The sequence below is a fragment of the Paenibacillus lentus genome, from assembly GCF_003931855.1.
Taxonomy (GTDB): Bacteria; Bacillota; Bacilli; order Paenibacillales; family Paenibacillaceae; genus Fontibacillus; species Fontibacillus lentus.
In genome coordinates, this window is sequence record NZ_CP034248.1 from 3404791 (window position 1) to 3422854 (window position 18064).

Annotated in this window: 18 protein-coding genes; 16 read left to right on the forward strand and 2 right to left on the reverse strand. The window is 46.7% G+C overall.

Annotated features, from left to right (window positions below):
* Positions 1-76: 76 nt before the first annotated feature.
* From EIM92_RS15345 to EIM92_RS15395, 11 genes are all read left to right on the forward strand, one after another.
* Complete coding sequence (locus EIM92_RS15345) at positions 77-487, forward strand: MerR family transcriptional regulator (protein WP_125083388.1); 411 nt, start codon at positions 77-79, stop codon at positions 485-487.
* Between the two features lie 22 nt (positions 488-509).
* The gene (gene glnA / locus EIM92_RS15350) at positions 510-1838 is read left to right on the forward strand and encodes a type I glutamate--ammonia ligase (RefSeq protein ID WP_125083389.1); all 1329 of its coding nucleotides are present in this window, start codon (positions 510-512) and stop codon (positions 1836-1838) included.
* A gap of 393 nt (positions 1839-2231) precedes the next feature.
* Positions 2232-3215 carry a sugar-binding protein gene (locus EIM92_RS15355; RefSeq protein ID WP_125083390.1) on the forward strand — a complete coding sequence of 328 codons (984 nt, stop codon included), beginning with the start codon at positions 2232-2234 and terminating at the stop codon, positions 3213-3215.
* Positions 3212-4648, forward strand: a complete 1437-nt coding sequence (locus EIM92_RS15360; protein ID WP_125083391.1) for a sensor histidine kinase — start codon at positions 3212-3214, stop codon at positions 4646-4648. Before EIM92_RS15355 ends, EIM92_RS15360 begins: the two co-directional genes overlap by 4 nt.
* 80 nt (positions 4649-4728) lie before the next feature.
* Complete coding sequence (locus EIM92_RS15365; RefSeq protein WP_246020997.1) at positions 4729-6336, forward strand: helix-turn-helix domain-containing protein; 1608 nt, start codon at positions 4729-4731, stop codon at positions 6334-6336.
* A 231-nt stretch (positions 6337-6567) separates the two neighbouring features.
* A complete protein-coding gene (gene xylF, locus EIM92_RS15370) occupies positions 6568-7641 on the forward strand; it encodes a D-xylose ABC transporter substrate-binding protein (RefSeq protein WP_125085214.1) in 1074 nt (357 codons plus the stop codon).
* 125 nt (positions 7642-7766) lie between these two features.
* Positions 7767-9278 carry a xylose ABC transporter ATP-binding protein gene (locus tag EIM92_RS15375; RefSeq protein WP_125083392.1) on the forward strand — a complete coding sequence of 504 codons (1512 nt, stop codon included), beginning with the start codon at positions 7767-7769 and terminating at the stop codon, positions 9276-9278.
* Between the two features lie 2 nt (positions 9279-9280).
* Complete coding sequence (locus tag EIM92_RS15380; protein ID WP_125083393.1) at positions 9281-10468, forward strand: sugar ABC transporter permease; 1188 nt, start codon at positions 9281-9283, stop codon at positions 10466-10468.
* Positions 10469-10630: 162 nt separating this feature from the next.
* Positions 10631-11533 carry a YitT family protein gene (locus tag EIM92_RS15385; protein WP_246020999.1) on the forward strand — a complete coding sequence of 301 codons (903 nt, stop codon included), beginning with the start codon at positions 10631-10633 and terminating at the stop codon, positions 11531-11533.
* A gap of 218 nt (positions 11534-11751) precedes the next feature.
* On the forward strand, positions 11752-12048 hold the full coding sequence (locus EIM92_RS15390) for a hypothetical protein (protein WP_125083394.1): 297 nt from the start codon (positions 11752-11754) through the stop codon (positions 12046-12048).
* Between the two features lie 72 nt (positions 12049-12120).
* Positions 12121-12933 (forward strand): alpha/beta fold hydrolase, encoded by an 813-nt coding sequence (locus EIM92_RS15395; protein ID WP_125083395.1) that lies wholly within the window; start codon positions 12121-12123, stop codon positions 12931-12933.
* Between the two features lie 63 nt (positions 12934-12996).
* Here EIM92_RS15395 and lexA read toward each other — a convergent pair whose 3' ends face one another.
* Entirely contained in the window at positions 12997-13623 is a 627-nt protein-coding gene (gene lexA / locus EIM92_RS15400) for a transcriptional repressor LexA (protein WP_125085216.1), read from the reverse strand.
* 277 nt (positions 13624-13900) lie between these two features.
* On the opposite strand from lexA, the gene EIM92_RS15405 reads away from it, so the two are divergent.
* The 5 genes from EIM92_RS15405 to EIM92_RS15425 all read left to right on the forward strand — a co-directional run bounded on the left by EIM92_RS15405 (position 13901) and on the right by EIM92_RS15425 (position 17349).
* A complete protein-coding gene (locus EIM92_RS15405) occupies positions 13901-14302 on the forward strand; it encodes a LysM peptidoglycan-binding domain-containing protein (protein WP_125083396.1) in 402 nt (133 codons plus the stop codon).
* Between the two features lie 409 nt (positions 14303-14711).
* Positions 14712-14885 (forward strand): DUF896 domain-containing protein, encoded by a 174-nt coding sequence (locus EIM92_RS15410; RefSeq protein WP_125083397.1) that lies wholly within the window; start codon positions 14712-14714, stop codon positions 14883-14885.
* A 50-nt stretch (positions 14886-14935) separates the two neighbouring features.
* The gene (locus tag EIM92_RS15415) at positions 14936-15928 is read left to right on the forward strand and encodes an aldo/keto reductase (protein ID WP_125085217.1); all 993 of its coding nucleotides are present in this window, start codon (positions 14936-14938) and stop codon (positions 15926-15928) included.
* A 22-nt stretch (positions 15929-15950) separates the two neighbouring features.
* Positions 15951-16487, forward strand: a complete 537-nt coding sequence (locus tag EIM92_RS15420) for a hypothetical protein (RefSeq protein ID WP_125083398.1) — start codon at positions 15951-15953, stop codon at positions 16485-16487.
* A 61-nt stretch (positions 16488-16548) separates the two neighbouring features.
* Entirely contained in the window at positions 16549-17349 is an 801-nt protein-coding gene (locus tag EIM92_RS15425) for an HAD family hydrolase (protein ID WP_125083399.1), read from the forward strand.
* 95 nt (positions 17350-17444) lie between these two features.
* Here the strand turns inward: EIM92_RS15425 and EIM92_RS15430 are convergent, their stop codons facing one another.
* On the reverse strand, positions 17445-17987 hold the full coding sequence (locus tag EIM92_RS15430; protein ID WP_125083400.1) for a cupin domain-containing protein: 543 nt from the start codon (positions 17985-17987) through the stop codon (positions 17445-17447).
* Positions 17988-18064 lie beyond the last annotated feature (77 nt).

The window sequence follows — 18064 nt, forward strand, 5'->3', positions numbered from 1 at the left end:
CCTGACATGCCTGTTGACATGTCAGGTTATCTGACATAGAATATTTTCGTGAAATATATGCGGAAGGTTGAGAGCGGTGAGTGAGGAGATTCGCAGAAACATGGCTTTGTTTCCGATCGGTATCGTCATGAAACTTACCGATTTATCGGCTCGGCAGATACGCTATTATGAGCAGCATCAGCTGATCAGGCCGGCCCGTACCTCGGGGAACCAGCGTCTATTTTCGTACAATGATGTTGAGCGATTACTTGAGATAAAGAAACTGATCGACAGAGGCGCCAACATGGCAGGAATCAAAGAGGCTTTGGCGCCCGCAGTTAAAGAATCTCAGGAAGCAACGGAAATGAATGCAGATACCGAACAGAAACGTAAGGAGCTGACGGATTCAGAGCTTTATCGCCGGCTGAAGCAGGAGCTGGTAACTGGGAACAGAATGGGTCAGGTATCACTGATCCAAGGAGAGTTATCCCGCTTTTTCAAAATCTAGAAATCGATAGGAGAGAGAGAGCTTGAGTTATTCCAAAGAAGACATTTTACGCATTGCCAAAGAAGAGAATGTGCGATTTATCCGTTTGCAATTTACTGATTTGCTCGGAACGATCAAGAACGTAGAAATTCCTGTCAGTCAATTGGAAAAAGCGCTTGATAACAAAATGATGTTCGACGGATCTTCTATTGAAGGATATGTTCGCATCGAAGAATCCGATATGTATCTGTACCCGGATCTGGATACTTGGGTTATTTTCCCATGGGTAGCCGAGGATCGTGTGGCACGGCTTATCTGTGATGTTTACATGACGGATGGCACACCATTCGGCGGAGACCCGCGCAACATATTGAAGCGCGCGCTGAAAGAAGCGGAAGAAATGGGATATACCGCAATGAATGTAGGTCCAGAACCTGAATTTTTCCTCTTTAAAACCGATGAAAAAGGCAACCCCACGATGGAACTGAATGACCAAGGCGGTTATTTCGACCTCGCTCCAACGGATCTAGGGGAGAACTGCCGTCGTGAAATCGTCCTTACCCTCGAAGAAATGGGCTTTGAAATCGAAGCGTCCCACCACGAAGTAGCTCCAGGTCAACACGAGATTGATTTTAAATATGCCGATGCTATTAAGGCGGCTGACCAAATTCAAACATTCAAGCTCGTCGTTAAGACAATCGCTCGTCAGCATGGTTTGCATGCGACCTTCATGCCTAAACCGTTGTATGGTGTGAGCGGCTCCGGAATGCACTGCCATCAATCCCTATTCAAAGGGAAAGTGAATGCTTTTTATGACGAAAGTGATGAGCTTGGTCTAAGTAAGGACGCTCGTCACTACATGGCTGGTATCCTTAAGCATGCTCGTGCATTTGCAGCTGTAACGAATCCGACCGTTAACTCCTACAAACGACTCGTACCCGGATATGAAGCGCCTTGCTATGTAGCGTGGTCATCCAGTAACCGCAGCCCGATGATTCGTATCCCCGCTTCCCGTGGATTGAGCACTCGCGTAGAGGTTCGTAACCCGGATCCGGCGGCTAATCCATATTTGGCCTTGGCAGTAATGCTCAGAGCAGGTCTTGACGGTATTAAGAATGAGCTGGAGCTTGTCGCTCCGGTTGACCGCAACATCTATGTGATGTCAGAGGAAGAGCTGATCGAAGAAGGCATTCCAAGCCTGCCATCAGACCTTAAGGAAGCTTTAAATGAAATGGTTAACAGTGAAGTTATTTCTGATGCGCTCGGCGAGCACGCCCGCACGCACTTATACGAGCTGAAAGAAATCGAGTGGGACATGTACCGCACCCAGGTTCACGAGTGGGAACGTGACCATTATATGAGATTGTATTAATCGAGGAATCCTCTGGCGCTTTGAGCGTCGGGGGATTTTTTTTATAAAATAGATGGCATACAGGTAAGTTACGTTCCACGAAGACACAGCTTAATACAATAAAGAAATAAAAGACGCTCAATGAGCGTCTTTTCCTAACTTATTACCAATGATGACGACGATGTTTTTTTTTCTTATGCTTTGCAATAACCAACGCTTTCTGACCGGGGCGAAGTTTTATGACGCATACTTTTTTACTTGAGGACATAACTATCACCTCCTTTTCAGTTACAATTTATGATTCAGGGAATTAAATTGATTGGACGGTGCTTACTTTGTGCTTTATGCTGCTGGCAGGATTTTCGTTGCTAGCGCTTACAATTACGGTTAGGATAATTATTGAGGTGAATGGGGATGGACAAAAAGTGGTTGGCCGCCGCAGCGGTCTTGATTGGGATACTTACATATCTGTTTGTCGGATTTGCGCACCATTCCGGTAAAATGAGCAGGATTGTAAAGGAGCTCCAAGGGCATGAGGGCAATGGGACGAAGCGTTATCACATTGTGCTGATCGAGCAGGAACGCTATCATCCGTATTGGGAAATGGTGGAGAAGGGCGCAGAACAGGCAGCGGAAGAGTATGCCATCGACATCGAATTTGCCGGAGCCGTCCGGAATAACATGGATGAGCAGCTTAATTTGCTGGAGAAAGCGATCGCCGCTCGGGTAGATGCGATTATTGTGCAAGGATTGAATGAGGAGAAATTCACGCCGCTCATTGATAAAGCGGTAGCGCGCGGTGTTCCGGTTGTGACGATCGATACGGATGCGCCGGAGAGTAAGCGGCTTGCGTATGTCGGCACAGATAATGTGGCCGCTGGCGAGAGGCTGGGACGCCTTGTGGTGAAAACGACAGGCGGATCGGGAAAAATTGGTGTTATTATCGGCAGCGAGCTTGCCGAGAGTCAGCTGCAGCGCCTGGATGGGCTGAGGCAGGTAGTGGACCAGTATAGCAGACTCGAAATTGTCGCGGTACGCAGCTCCAATATTTCGCATATGGAGGCAATCCAGCAGGCGTCTGAGATGCTGCGCAATCATCCGGAGATCAGCATTATGGTCGGCACTAGTGCAACGGATGCGCTCGGGATGCTGCAAGCCGCCAAAAGTTTGAAACGCGATGAACTTACGATTATAGGCTTTGACAATCAGAAGGAGACGCTGGCCGCAATTCGCAACGGCGAGATTCAAGCTACGGTGGCGCAACAACCCTATTTAATGGGCAGGACGGCGGTCAAGCTGCTTTATGATCACTTTCAGGGGGAGCGGCTGCTTCCTGCATACTATACAGAGGTCAAGGTGCTAGATGGAAGTAATGTGCAGGAGGGAGAGAGCCTGTGACAATACGGAGGAAACTGTTTATCTTTATTCCGCTACTCGTAATTTTGCTGAGCTCGGTTTCTTTCTTCCTGTTCGAGAGCGGTAAAACCGTGCAGGAAAGCTATCATTTAATGATGAACCGTATTTTATTATATAAAGAGGTATCTTATGAGGTCGGTGAAAATATGCGGTCGCTGAACCGCTATATTATGCAAATGGATGCAGAGAGCATGCCTGAAGTGATCAAGCATCTGAACGCCGTCAAGGAGCTGAGAGTCGAGCTGGATAGTTTGGCAACAATTGGACCAAGCGATTTGCCGCTGGTCAATTATCGCAATATTATTGATACATTTATCGAGCAGGCCGAAGGGATGATCGTGCAAATCGATGTGCATGATTCGGGCATTATGGCCGGGCAGTATATCGAAGCTGAGAAGACGGAGCGATTCATCCGCGAGGAGGCTCAAGCGCTTGTTGATCTTGAACTGGAACAGTATAAGCCGATTTACCAGGAAATGATGTTTACCTCAGAGCGATTAAATACGCTTGGTATTCTGCTTGTAATTACCGTGGCGGCACTCAGTATTCTGTTAGCGCTCTGGCTTTCGGAGAGTATTACCGGGCCGATCCGCCGCCTTGTGTCCACGGCCAAACAAATTTCAAAAGGGCGGATGGATACGAAGGCGCCGGAGAGGGACAACCATGATGAAATTAGCATTCTGTGCCGAGCTTTTAATGGGATGATCGATAACATTCAACGGCTGATGGCTGAAAATATGGACAGCTTGGAGAAGGATCGCCTCGTGAAGGAGCTGGAGTTGAAGACGCTGCAAAGCCAAATCAATCCGCATTTTTTGTTCAACACATTAAATTCGATTTCCAAGCTTGCCTACATTGAAGGGGCTACGAGAACGAGCGATCTTGCCGTGTCCGTCTCGCGCCTGCTTCGGTATAATTTGCAGAAGCTTGATCAGGCGGTGCCGCTTCGCGAGGAGGTAGAGCATGTAAGCGAGTATATGAAGATCCAGAAGGCGAGATTCCGTGACAGGATCGAATTTGTGATGGATATTGACGAACGAGCACTGGACTGTATGATTCCGTGCCTGACATTGCAGCCGATTTTGGAAAATGCATTCGTTCATGGGATTGAGCAGATGGAGTCCGGGGCCCTGCTGAAGCTCGGGATCAGCTACTCGGAAGCTGGCGTGGTGATCGAGATTCGGGATAATGGCGTGGGAATGAGCAGGGAGACGGCGAATGTGCTACTTCAATCGATCCGTGATAATTCGCCGCGTTATGGGGGGAGGAAGGGACAATCCACCGGTTTAGGCACACATAATGTGTTCAAAAGGCTGCATTTGTTCTTTGACGGGCAGGAGCGCATTGAGATCGACAGTAGAGAGGGAGGGGGAACTACGGTCATGTTCACCTTGCCGTTTCGTACGGTCGCTTAATGAAGTGAAGTGGCATCTTTTCGGAGGTATGGTGCAGCTTAATTTGTCTCGTTTAATTGCATTTTTATGCAGGAATAAGTGTGGAAAAATGGGGGTATGTCAAAATGTATACCTTGCTTATAGCGGACGATGAAGCTCTTGAACGTGAAGGACTGGAGCTTATGATCAGGCATATGATGCCGGACACCTTTACGTTTCTCCATGCGGAGAATGGAAGACGGGCGATTCAACTAGCTGAGGAAGCGAGACCTGATTTTATTTTTATGGATATTAAAATGCCAGGTATTCAAGGGCTGGAGGCAGTACGCGAAATTTCGGCGATATATCCGATGACTAGAATTGTGATGATTACAGCACATGATTATTTCACTTATGCCAAGGAGAGTCTGACCTTAGGGGTTAGCGACTATTTGCTCAAGCCGGCCAAGCGGGAAGAAATGTTAGATGTGCTGAGGAAGTTGATTGATGAGACAGAGCAAACACGGCGGGAAAGAAACGAACAGCTAAAAATGAAGGAGAAGCTGTCGCAGTTAATCCCACTAGCGGAGAATGAGCTGTCCCTTATGCTGATGCTGGAATGCGTGCAGGAGGTAGAGGTTTCACAGCTGGCCAAACTGCTCGATTTGAATTGGCAGAAGGGATATGCGATGGTGCTATCGCTTGCTCGGGATGCGGCTGAAGAGTGGGAAGGATTTCAGTTAGTCAAAAAAGAGGTTTATGAGGCTATTAAACAGTTTGTCAAGCCGATTCTTACCTGCCTCGTCAGTCCCATGGTTGGCCATCAGATAGTGTTGTTCATCCCTTTTTCGCCAGGGCAGTCAGGTTATTCACAGCGTGTGAATTCATTAGACTGGGGCAAGCGTATTAAGGAATTCGTGGAAGAGCGGTTTGGCTACAGGCTTTCTGTCGGTATTGGTTCAATCCGGGAGGGCTGGGACGGAATGAGCCGTTCTTATCGAGAAGCAGCTCGGGTGTGCGCGGATGACCAAAATACTGTTAACGTAAGGCATTATGACGATATTACGATGAGCTCAGGGCAGGCGATGATAACGTCCGATGAAGAGAAGAAACTGCTGGATGCGCTGCTGCGTCAGGATAAGCAGGAGGCATTGAACCGGTTTACCGCGCTTTGGGAGCGGCTTATGCAAAGGAGTGAGCCTGTCCAGCTGACGCATCTGCGGGCAGAAGTGATTGGACTTCTCCTGTATTTATGCCGGGGAACGCAGTCCCGAGGCGGGGTCGAATGGATCTCATTGCTAAGCGGGCTTGAGGATATGGAGGCACTTCGCCATAGTGCGCAATTGTGGTTGGATAGGATTGCAGATGCCATGAAGGAAGATCAGGAGCGCAGCCGTTCACATGTGCTACAGCGGGCACTGCTTTATATCGGTCAGAAGTACAAAGAGGATATCTCGATGGAAGAAAGTGCCGAGTTCGTTAATCTGAGTCCTCATTATTTCAGTAAACTATTTAAGCAGTATACAGGTGAAAATTTTATTGATTACGTGACCCGGCTGCGGATGGAGGAATCTAAGAGGCTAATTCAAGAACAGCGTCTTAGCTTGAAGGAGATTTGCTTTGAAGTAGGATATAACGACCCGAATTATTTTAGCCGAGTTTTTAAAAAGGTGTTGGGTATGACACCTAGCGAGTATCGCCAGCAACTGGAGAAACGAAGTCCTTGTTGATCGACAAGGACTTTTTTGTGTTTAGAACCATATTGTGCTATGAAAAACATGCATTATGAATTTCATTACATACCGCAGCAAGCAATTGCAGGTTAAGTGCAAGGAAGTGCAGGTGATCGCTGGACCACGGTTTCTACTCCGGTGTTAAGATTTCAGTGTAAGCGCAATCATTTATTAAATCGAGTGAAAAGGGGCGAAGGAAGAGTGAGAAATTATATTCAATTTTTACGGATGGGTCTAGCGGCCATTTTGTTGGCAATCTCTCTTACAGGCTGCGGCGTCGTGTCGGATGGCAGTGCCAACACAAAGAATAACGAAGGTACAGGAAATGCAGCCGCAGGCAAAGACGACGGCAAGATTGTCATTGGGCTGTCGATGGACACGCTGAAGGAGGAGCGCTGGCAGAAGGATCGGGATATTTTCTCAGCCAAAGTCAAGGAACTCGGCGGTGATGTGAAGGTGCTGGCTGCGAACGGGGATGATGCCACACAGCTTAACCAGGCGGAGCAGCTGATTTCTCAAGGAGTTGACGTGCTTGTCGTTATCGCGCACAATGCAGAAGCGACCGCGCCGATTGTGGAGAAGGCGCATAAAGAAGGCATCAAGGTTATCGCTTACGATCGCTTGATTAACAATGCGGAAGTGGATTACTATATTTCTTTTGACAATGTCCGTGTTGGGGAACTTCAAGCTCAGGCCATCATTGACCAAGCGCCGACAGGTAATATCGTCTACATCGGTGGAGCTGATACGGACAACAACGCGCATATGTTCAAGACGGGGGCAATGAACATTTTGAAGCCGCTAGAAGAGAAAGGCGATATTAAAATTGTGTATGACCAGTTCTCTAAAGACTGGAAGCCGGAAGAGGCTTTAAAGAATATGGAGAATGCGCTGACCGCCGTAAAGAATGACGTGCAGGGCGTAGTGGCAGCGAATGACGGTACGGCTGGCGGAGCGATTCAGGCTCTGACTTCACAAGGCATGGCCGGACAAATTCCGGTATCCGGTCAGGATGCAGATTTGGCCGCGGTACAGCGGATTGCGGAAGGCACGCAGCAAATGACGGTGTATAAACCGATTAAATCGATTGCCACGAAGGCGGCAGAAATGGCTATGGCGGCGGCCAAGGGGGAAGACATTTCGACGGACACGACGGTGTACAATGGAAAAATTGATGTTCCATCCGTATTGCTCGATCCGATTCCGGTCAGCAAGGATGAGCTATCTATTTTGATCGAAGACGGATTCCACAAACTGGAGGATGTATACAAAAACGTTCCTAAAGATCAATGGCCGCAGTAGTAAGCTTTAACCAAGTAATTCCAGGAAGGGATCAGCGGGGCAGGTGAAGCTGGTAATGCGCGGCAGGGAGCTTCAGCTGTCCTGTCCCTCTACGATAACACGGCGTTATAAGGAGATAGAAGCTTATGAACGTATTAGAAATGGTGAATATCAGCAAGGAATTTCCAGGCGTCAAGGCGCTGGATCAGGTGAACTTCAAGTTGCAGAAGGGCGAAATTCATGCTTTATGTGGCGAGAACGGGGCGGGCAAGTCCACGCTGATGAAAGTGCTGAGCGGTCTGTATCCAGCAGGAACTTACAGTGGTGAGCTGCTCATCGGCGGTGAGAAGAAAGAGTTTCATAATATTGTGGATGCGGAAAAGGCGGGCATTACGATAATCCATCAGGAACTGGCACTCGTGAAAGATATGACGGTAGGCGAGAATATTTTTCTTGGCTCGGAGCCGCAAGCGCGCGGTGTCATCCGCTGGGATGAGTTGTATCACAATGCTGCTCTGTGGCTGAAAAGAGTGGGGCTGAACATTTCACCGCACACAAAAATCGGCAGCATGGGCATCGGTCAACAGCAGCTCGTGGAAATCGCCAAAGCGCTGTCCAAGCATACGCAAATCCTGATCCTGGACGAACCGACGGCGGCACTGACCGAAGGTGAAGTCGCCATTCTGATGAAAATTCTGAATCAACTTCGCAGCGAAGGAGTTTCCTGTATATATATTTCGCATAAAATGCCGGAGGTGTTCGAGCTCGCGGATTCGATTACGGTGCTGCGCGACGGGAAGACCGTAGCGACGCTGGATCGCCATGAAACGAACGATGACCATGTTGTGTCGCTCATGGTGGGCCGTGAGTTGATGGAACGCTACCCAAGGGTAGAGCATACGCCTGGGGAGATCGTGTTTGAGGCAAAGAACTATAATGTATGGCATCCCGAAAAACGGGATCAGAAAGTGATCAAGGCTGTAAATTTCAATTTACGCAAGGGAGAAATTTTAGGGATCGCGGGATTGATGGGAGCAGGTCGTACTGAGCTGGTAAGCAGCCTGTTTGGCGCTTATGAAGGACACGCCGAGGGCGAGGTAATAATCGAGGGCATGCCGGTACGAATTCGTTCAGTGGCTAACGCGATCGAAGCAGGTATCGCTTTGGTCAGCGAGGATCGGAAGCGTCAAGGGCTTGTAATGAACATGGATGTGAAGACCAACACGACGATGGCGACGATGAGCAAGGTATCGAGGCTTGGTGTCATCAACGAGAATGAAGAGATTAAGTGGGGAATGCGTTATGTGCAGGATTTAAAGACCAAAACAGCATCGCTTGAAACGGAGGTCGGCACGTTGTCTGGCGGGAATCAGCAGAAGGTTGTCATCAGTAAGTGGCTAATGTCCGATCCGAAGATTCTGATTATGGATGAACCCACCCGGGGAATCGACGTTGGAGCGAAGTATGAAATATATCATTTGATGAATCAGTTGGTTGAGCAAGGCGTAGCTATTATTATGATTTCCTCGGAGCTTCCAGAAGTGCTTGGTATGAGTGACCGGATTTTGGTCATGAGCGAAGGGAAGTTCGTGCGTGAGTTTGATTGGCGCGAAGCGACGCAGGAGAATATTATGCAAGCCGCAACGGGAGGGAAATAACGATGCTGCAAAACGAACTTCAAAAGCAAAATGCTTCCGTAACGAAAACGTCGCTTTGGGGCAGTTTATTCGGAAAAATGGACGTACGTGCCTATACGATGGTTGGGGCGCTGGTGTTGATTTGGGTTCTGTTCGGTATATTAGATCCTACGTTTTTGACCGCACGTAATCTTTCTAACTTGTTTACGCAAATGTCAGTCACCTCAATTCTGGCTATAGGTATGGTGCTGGTTATCGTCGCCGGCCATATCGACTTGTCAGTCGGTTCGATTGTCGGGCTGACGGGGGGTATTGCGGCCATTCTGAGTAACTGGATGGGGCTTCCGCCGATTATTGTCATCGTTGGCACATTGGCAGCTGGAGCTGTGCTGGGATTGGTGCAGGGCTGGCTTGTCGCTTATAAAATGATTCCTGCTTTTATCGTTACTCTCGGCGGGATGATGGTGTTCCGGGGTGTTCTGATGGGCGTTACCGAATCGATGACAATCCCGGTATCCGATCCCGTGCTGGCCATGCTGGGTAATGCGTACTTTGCCAAAGGATTCGGGATTATTATCGCTGCTATCGCCATTGGGTTGTTCATATGGAGTGCTATAAGAAAGCGTCGTTCCCGGCAAAAGTATGGATTTGAGGTTGCTTCGCTTGGTGTGGATATGATTAAAATTGCTGTGATCTCGCTGCTGATCATCTCATTTGTGCTTATAATGAACAACTATAAGGGTATTCCGTTCCCGATCATCTTTGTTATCGCACTGGCCGTTATCTTCTATTTTCTTTCTACGAAGACGACCTTTGGACGTCATATCTATGCGATTGGCGGAAATAAGGAGGCGGCTCGGTTATCTGGAATTAACATCCATAAGAAGACGATGCTGATCTTCCTCCTCAGCGGCCTACTCAGCTCGATCGCTGCCATCGTCTTAACGTCTCGTCTGGCTTCAGCGACAATTACCGCAGGGACGATGGCCGAGATGGACGCTATTGCCGCATGCGTTATTGGCGGCACCTCGTTAATGGGTGGCGCGGGCACCGTCATCGGCGCCCTGATCGGCGCCCTGGTTATGACCTCGCTCGACAACGGTATGTCGCTAATGGGGCTGGAATCGTTCTGGCAATATGTCGTTAAGGGTTCCATCCTCGTCTTCGCGGTCTGGCTGGACATTTCCAATCGCCGCAAGGGCGTGAAATAATTTCGTATCGGAGCTAAATTAATATATTGATAGCTTAAGACCTTGGGTTTCTCTAATGGGGAGAGATCTGAGGTCTTCTATTGTTGTTACCTAATAACAATTTGATTTTCATTTCAATTTTCATTAAATTATGTATATGTCAAATTTGATGGAAGGGTTGAAATGATGGTAGAAAGTAAGACAAGTGCAAGTAGAGCAAGTATTAAAAAATCGAAAGTAAGCAAACCGGTAGCATTTATTTCAAAGATATTTTTTATTACCTTAGGAGCAATGATTGCCGGGGTAGGCTTGGAACTATTTCTGGTACCTAATGCGATTATTGATGGCGGAATAACGGGGATATCGCTGATGTTAACGAATATTACCGGTATTCCGTTAGGGATATTCCTATTTGTGATAAATCTTCCTTTTGTTTTTGTCGCATATAAACAGGTAGGTAAGAAATTCGCGTTCTCTTCTCTTTACGGTATCGCGGTGCTCTCTTTGACTTCGGGGTTTTTGCATCATGTTGAGGCTTTTACGCATGATAAATTACTTGCCGTACTATTTGGTGCCTTGCTTCTTGGTGGAGGTGTCGGTTTAGTGCTAAGGCTTGGAGGAACGACGGATGGAGCGGAGATTGTAGCTATTTTATTCTCGAAGAAAGTAAATGTTTCTGTGGGGCAGATCATTCTCGTTATTAACATTGTTATTTTTATCGTTGCTGGCTTCTTGCTTGGTTGGGATTCCGCGATGTATTCGATTTTTACATACTTTATTGCATCTAAAATAATGGATATTATTGTAGAAGGCCTGGATGAATCGAAGTCCGTAACGATCATTACAAAGCAATATGAGGAAGTTGCGGAAGCGATTATGAGAAATTTGGGTAGAAGTACAACATACCTTTATGCCAGAGGCGGGATGAGCAAGGAGGAGATGCAAGTCATTTATTGCGTCGTCAGTCGGCTGGAGTTGTCCATGTTGAAAACGGTCGTTCGAGAAATTGATCCTGGAGCATTTATTGCGATCGAGACCGTGTCCGATGTTATGGGGGGCAGCTTTACGAAGGAAAAAGCACACTAATGTGTTAAGAACGGCATGTTTTCTCCTAATAGAAAGTATGAGATTTTCTGCACCATTTATCTTAAAGAAAATCACTTACAATAGCCTTGGGGCAAAAGCTTCAGGGCTTTCTGGTGTTTACAACGGCAACTTATCTCGTTAAGCTCAAAAGAGTAGTATGTGACTGTGATAGCCTTGTTAGAAACAGAATTCAATTAATTATTTAGGAGATATCACTTATGACATTGTGGTTAATTGTATTTATTCTATTAATACTTATGAGCGCAGTATGGATCGTTATCGCCGTAATGAGGTCGAGATATTCTGTGAGTCAGAAAAGTAATGTCATCCAATTTTCTAAAAAACGGCGCTCCTCAATCGATTCGGACATTATTGCTCCAGGCAATCAGAAGTGCTCTAAGTGTAATAGAGCTAAGGAGCTCATTTTTTATTCGAATGATTGGGGCCAGGTTGCCGGATTGTGTAAGGATTGCAGAAAAGAAATAGGCGATCAGCAGGAGCTGTACCCGATATAAAGCACAGATTTACTGCATACCTTCTATAATATATGCGTTCTCATTTACCGCGTTTAGAAGGGAGTAGATACGATGTGCTATATCGAGGTAGAACAAGGGGTAAAAATATTTGTCGAAGATGTTAATCCCGGTCCCGGAAGTATACCGATTCTGTTTATCCATGGCTGGCCGGTCAATCATAAAATGTTTGAATATCAGTGGAATATTCTCCCTAAATATGGGTACCGCTGTATAGGTATAGATTTACGCGGGTTCGGGAAATCGGATCGCCCGTGGATGGGGTATGATTACAACAGACTTGCCGACGATGTGCGCGCTGTCGTGGCATCACTTGGGCTCAACTCATTTATACTTACCGGGTTTTCGATCGGCGGAGCGATTGCCATTCGATATATGGCTCGTTATGCAGGCTACGGGGTGTGCAAGTTAGTGCTGATTTCAGCGGCCGCCCCGCGATTTTCAAAATCGAAGAATTATCCCTATGGACTTCCCGTTGAAGATATAAATGCACTCATTAATCAAACCTATAGGAATCGTCCACAGATGGTGGCGGAGTTCGGGGAGAAATTTTTTTATAGCAAAATTACTCCGGCCTTTCGGGATTGGTTTCAAGATTTAGGACTAGCGGCATCCGGTCATGGCACAATTCAATGCTTGTTTTCTTTGCGGGATGAAGACTTGCGGCCTGATCTGAATCGAATTACGGTTCCGACAGGACTATTCCATGGAGCACATGATCAATACGTTCCTTTTGCATCGGCAGAGGTATTACATCGGGGAATTCCACAATCTGAGCTCTACCGATTTGAGAGGAGCGGGCATGGGGTGTTTTATGATGAACTAGAGGCTTTTAATGAAGCTTATTTACACTTTTTGCGCAAATAGTTAAGTTTATAGTTTGAAAAAAAGGGCGTACCTTTCGGGGTATGCCCTTTCTTCATTGCAATTTTAGTGTAGATCGCGGAACAGGCCGACAACTTTGCCCAATATCGTTACATGCTTTAAACGCAGCGGCTCCATCGTCGGATTCTCAGGCTGAAGACGGATATGATCCTTCTCCTTGTAGAACGTCTTTATTGTCGCTTCGTCGTCTTCGGTCATGGCAACGACGATCTCACCGTTGTTGGCTGTTTGTTGTTTACGTACAATAACATAGTCTCCGCTATGAATCCCTGCTTCAATCATGCTGTCGCCAACGACGGATAACATAAAAATTTCACCATCTCCCGCATATTGCTGTGGAAGTGGGAAATAATCCTCAATGTTCTCCGTAGCTGTTATCGGAACTCCGGCAGTCACTTTGCCAATGACAGGAACGCGTGCTACGGAATGTGCAAACAGACCGAGATTCTCTGAATCTTCTTGTCCAAGCAATTCGATCGCTCTAGGCTTCGTAGGATCACGCCGGATAAATCCTTTCTTCTCTAGCCGATCCAGATGTCCGTGTACAGTGGAACTGGAAGCTAGTCCGACGGCTTCGCCGATTTCGCGTACGGAAGGCGGGTAACCTTTCAATCTTACTTCAGAGCGTATAAATTCAAGAATAGCTTGCTGACGGCTAGAAACTTTCGACATCATCCATCAACCCCATTTAGTAACGTTTGGAAAAATTATAACATAGAACTTCCGTTCGCACAAACATGAGTTCTAAATAATGTGAGTCGAAATGAAGATTATAAGATAACTATATTTATAAGGTACGTATATGAATTAGTCTGTATTAGATTTAAAAGATGTTATAACTGCTATAAAAATAGGGGAACAATTGTTCTAAAAAAACTATTGAATCAAACAAGTGTTCGTGTTAATATAATTTCGAATCATAAGAACATTTGTTTGGAGTGATATTATTATGTTGAGATATAGTACATATCAAAGTATTTATGATCGTAAATCAGATTCACGGGATCAAGGTGCGCTGCGAACAATCTTTTCCCGCTGGAATGAAGGTCTTACTAACTTTATGCCGAATATTTTCTCCAAAACAAGTTTAATTAAAGCAATCCTATTTATTCTGCTAGTGGTGATTGCATGGGCCGGGATGGTTACGGTGGTAGCCTCGTCTCCTGGTCATGCCAATGAGAAGGTAGAAACCGTTGTGGTTAAACGCGAGGATTCACTATGGAAGCTTGCTGTTACTCATAAACCAGGTAACATGGATACGAGAATCTATGTCGATGCTATAAAGAGAGCAAATAATCTAAAAGGCAGCAATATTCAACCTGGGGATATTCTGATTATGCCTATGAAATGATCGGTATTTTCAATCTACCTAAATCCAAGTTTAATTTATGAAAGAAGGAACCACAGGGATCTCTGCAGTTCCTTTTTTTTGCTGTACTACAATCATTGCGGTAGCAAGCGTAGCGAATTAACATGTTAACGGTGCCCTGCAGGAAGGCAGATTGTACTGTTTGACTACAATTGTCTTAACACTTATTCTTGAAGAAGATGCTGTATTGGCAAGATCGCCATTTATCACCCTGTAATGTCGCGTTTGTCGCCCTTATCCAATAGAAATCAAATCTGGGTTTGCTGTCTTGACAAGCTCTGTTTGTCATGTCAATGTAAGGATGAATGCCTTGCGCGATACTGCTGCTTTCATAGCGTCTTGGCTGGTATTTGCATTAGAGGTATCATGATTAAATCATCAGGAGGACAATATGGATATAGATGCAATGGTTAAACGTATTAATGAATTAGCACGTAAGAATAAGGCCGAAGGGCTGACAGAGGATGAGATGCTGGAACGTGCGCAACTGCGTGAGACCTATCTTCAGAACATAAGAAGAAATTTCCGCCAGCAGCTTGAATCCATTGAAGTGGTGGATAAATAAATAGGCCGGCCATTGGTCGGCTTTACATATGAGCAAGGAGGTTCAAAATGATGGAATACGCATATCTTGGCAGAAGCGGTTTAGCTGTGTCGCGGCTATGTTTGGGGAGTATGACCTTTGGTGGTCAAACGGATGAAGCGGAATCGGCCAAAATGATCCATGCTTTTCTCGATCAGGGGGGGAACTTTATTGATACGGCCGATGTGTATACCGAAGGGCGCTCCGAAGAGATCGTAGGCAAGCATATTAAAGACCGACGCTCGGAAGTTATTTTAGCTACCAAGGTTCGTATGCGGACATCACCTGACGTTAACGGGTTTGGCGCTTCGCGCAAGCGGATCATGGACGGTGTTGACGCCAGTCTAAAAAGGCTGGGGACGGATTACATCGATCTTTATCAAATTCATGTGTGGGATGCGGATACTCCAGTTGAAGAGACGCTGCGTGCCTTGGATGATTTGATTTCCTCAGGGAAAGTGCGTTACATCGGATGCTCTAACTATTTGTCATGGCAGCTGATGAAAAGTCTCGGTATCAGCGAATTCAGAGGATACTCCAGGTATATTTCCTTGCAGCAGCAGTACAGTCTAATCAATAGGGAAGCGGAGCGCGAGCTCGTCTCGCTTTGCGCGGAGGAGAAGGTCGGAATTATTCCATGGGCACCGCTGGGCGGTGGATTCTTGACGGGAAAATACCGCCAGGGCAAAGCGCCAAGCGAGGGTCGTCTCGGCACAGCGAAATCTGGAGAAAGCAGTTGGGAGAACCGAGCTTTAGATAAGAACTTTGCGATTTTAGAAGCCGTACTTCAGGTAGCCGAAGAAACGGGCAAAACCCCGGCACAGGTATCGCTGAATTGGCTGCTGGAGCAGCCTTGCATAACATCTCCGATCTTTGGTGCGAGTACGTTCGAGCAGTTCGAGGAGAATATGGGCTCGGTCGGCTGGAGATTGCCGTTTGAGCTGCGTCAACGACTGGATGAAGTGAGCGCACTGCCCGATGAGTACCCCGCCCGATTTTTAAGCAAATTCAGCAGAAATATTTAATCATCTAGGAGGAAGAAGATCGATGGCTTCATTTGACAGAAAAGTTGAGCGCAATCAGATGAAACTGAACAAGAAAGGGAAAAACCCGCTCAATAACAAGGGCAGCGGCCGTGTGGGCTCGGGGAGTACGATGGGACCTAGGGGAGACGGCGATATTTTTAAAGGTAGGAAAATAATCCTTCCGCTCTTATTAGTCCTCTTGGCCGGGCTATACGCAGGTGTGGCTTTAGCGGGCGGCGGAGCAGAGGTAAGTACAACGATGTTCTGGCTTACCATTGTTCTATACGTTATTTTGGCTATTGCTCTATTTCTCAACAAGCCTTATTTGCGAATCAACAAAAATTACTTATTCACGGCGAAGTTTAATCGGGATCGAATGCTTGAAGCCGGTCAAATCAGCAAAATCACAGCATCTGCAAACAAAATCGTGATTACGCCGAAAGCTAGCGGGCAGAACTGGGTGTTCCACCGCAGACGTAATTTGTTTGATACCCCAGCGATGGCAGAACGATTGGAAACTTTCGCGAAAGCACATAAAGTTAATTTCATTAAAGAATAAATGAAGTACAATCTAAAGCAGGGAACATTTCATTATTAGGGAGAAGAGAGGACAGACAGAGATGACAATCAAAGCGGTATGTTTCGATTTGGACGATACGTTGTTATGGGACGAGCGTAGCGTGCATGAGGCATTTAGAGAAACGTGCTTAAAGGCACAAGCGGCGGTAGGTACGAATCCTGAGAAGTTGGAAGAGGCAGTTCGCAAGGAAGCTAGAGCGTTATATGAATCATATGAGACTTTTCCATTCACAAAAATGATTGGGATCAATCCATTCGAGGGCCTGTGGGCCCATTTCTCGGCTGGCGAGCAGCCTGAATTTCGCAAACTAGAGCGGTTGGCTCCGGGATACCGCAAGGAGTCCTGGCGTCTAGGTTTGCTTGCTTTAGGCGTTGATAACGAAGAACTGGCAGCTGAGCTTGCTGAACAGTTTGGCCAAGAACGTCGCTCCCGTCCGCATGTATACGAGGAGACATTTCAGGTGCTGAAGGAGCTTAAAGGGCAAGTAAAGTTGCTGCTTCTTACCAATGGCTGCCCGGCATTACAGCGGGAGAAGCTGGATGGTGTTCCAGATCTAGCCCCATATTTTGACGAAATTATAATTTCCGGGGCGTTCGGCAAAGGCAAACCGGATCCGTCGATCTTCCAGCATGCGCTGGAGCGGCTTGGCGTTGAAGCGAAGGAAGCGATCATGGTAGGGGACAAGCTCACTACAGACATCATTGGTTCGCTTGGCGTGGGCATGACAGCGGTGTGGATCAACCGTGTTGGTCACATGCGGGACGATGAAATTGTTCCAGACTACGAAATCAAACATTTATCCGAGCTTCATGATATTGTGGCTGCAATTAACCAGAACTAACAATAGAAGAAGCTGCTCCGGGCTTCCGTGTCTTGCGGAATCGGAGCAGCTTCTTTTTTCATCTTATTATGGATTTGTTGCCCGAGATCAACAAGCTAGGATTTCTGGAAGGTAGGATCATCGTATGGGTGAGCAATCCAACCATTCTCCTCCACAAAAAGGCGGACAGCTACGACCTTACGCTCATCGGTCAATGTGAAGAAATGAGCCGTATTTTCAGGCACCGAGATCAGATCGCCAGGTACGAGATTAACGTCAAAATAACCTGTTTCATCATCGCCTTTAATGATAAAGGTTCCTGCTCCAGAGATGATGACGCGGATTTCGTCTTCTGTATGCGTATGAATCTGCTCAAATTTAGCAAGGAGTTCCTCGATATTTGGCGTCGCCTCGCTCAAAGTAATGACATCCCACGTGCGATAACCGCGTCGTGCGACCAAATCTTGAATTTCTGCTTCAAAGGTATTCAGAATTTCGCTCTTTTGTTCATCGGATAAAGTGAAATTGTCTTGAAGCTGAGCAGGGAGTTTACCCACGTCCCAGTGTTCATAGATCACTTCGTATCGGCTCAGGAATTTCCGAACATTGTCGTCACCGGAAATAATTTCGTTCGTGTTTCTTATTCTGATTTCCGCCATAGGTTTACCCCGCTTTCGTTTTGATATGATTGCATTATATCTGATACCTTCCCGTGTTGTCGACACCTAAATTGATT

Coding starts and splice junctions, on each gene's coding strand:
- EIM92_RS15415 (WP_125085217.1), top strand. CDS start 14,936: ATGGAATACGCATATCTTGGCAGAAGCGGTTTAGCTGTGTCGCGGCTA.
- lexA (WP_125085216.1), bottom strand. CDS start 13,623: ATGTCGAAAGTTTCTAGCCGTCAGCAAGCTATTCTTGAATTTATACGC.
- EIM92_RS15390 (WP_125083394.1), top strand. CDS start 11,752: ATGACATTGTGGTTAATTGTATTTATTCTATTAATACTTATGAGCGCA.
- EIM92_RS15430 (WP_125083400.1), bottom strand. CDS start 17,987: ATGGCGGAAATCAGAATAAGAAACACGAACGAAATTATTTCCGGTGAC.
- EIM92_RS15410 (WP_125083397.1), top strand. CDS start 14,712: ATGGATATAGATGCAATGGTTAAACGTATTAATGAATTAGCACGTAAG.
- EIM92_RS15395 (WP_125083395.1), top strand. CDS start 12,121: ATGTGCTATATCGAGGTAGAACAAGGGGTAAAAATATTTGTCGAAGAT.
- EIM92_RS15425 (WP_125083399.1), top strand. CDS start 16,549: ATGACAATCAAAGCGGTATGTTTCGATTTGGACGATACGTTGTTATGG.
- EIM92_RS15375 (WP_125083392.1), top strand. CDS start 7,767: ATGAACGTATTAGAAATGGTGAATATCAGCAAGGAATTTCCAGGCGTC.
- EIM92_RS15420 (WP_125083398.1), top strand. CDS start 15,951: ATGGCTTCATTTGACAGAAAAGTTGAGCGCAATCAGATGAAACTGAAC.
- EIM92_RS15405 (WP_125083396.1), top strand. CDS start 13,901: ATGTTGAGATATAGTACATATCAAAGTATTTATGATCGTAAATCAGAT.
- EIM92_RS15385 (WP_246020999.1), top strand. CDS start 10,631: ATGATGGTAGAAAGTAAGACAAGTGCAAGTAGAGCAAGTATTAAAAAA.
- EIM92_RS15380 (WP_125083393.1), top strand. CDS start 9,281: ATGCTGCAAAACGAACTTCAAAAGCAAAATGCTTCCGTAACGAAAACG.
- xylF (WP_125085214.1), top strand. CDS start 6,568: ATGGGTCTAGCGGCCATTTTGTTGGCAATCTCTCTTACAGGCTGCGGC.
- EIM92_RS15355 (WP_125083390.1), top strand. CDS start 2,232: ATGGACAAAAAGTGGTTGGCCGCCGCAGCGGTCTTGATTGGGATACTT.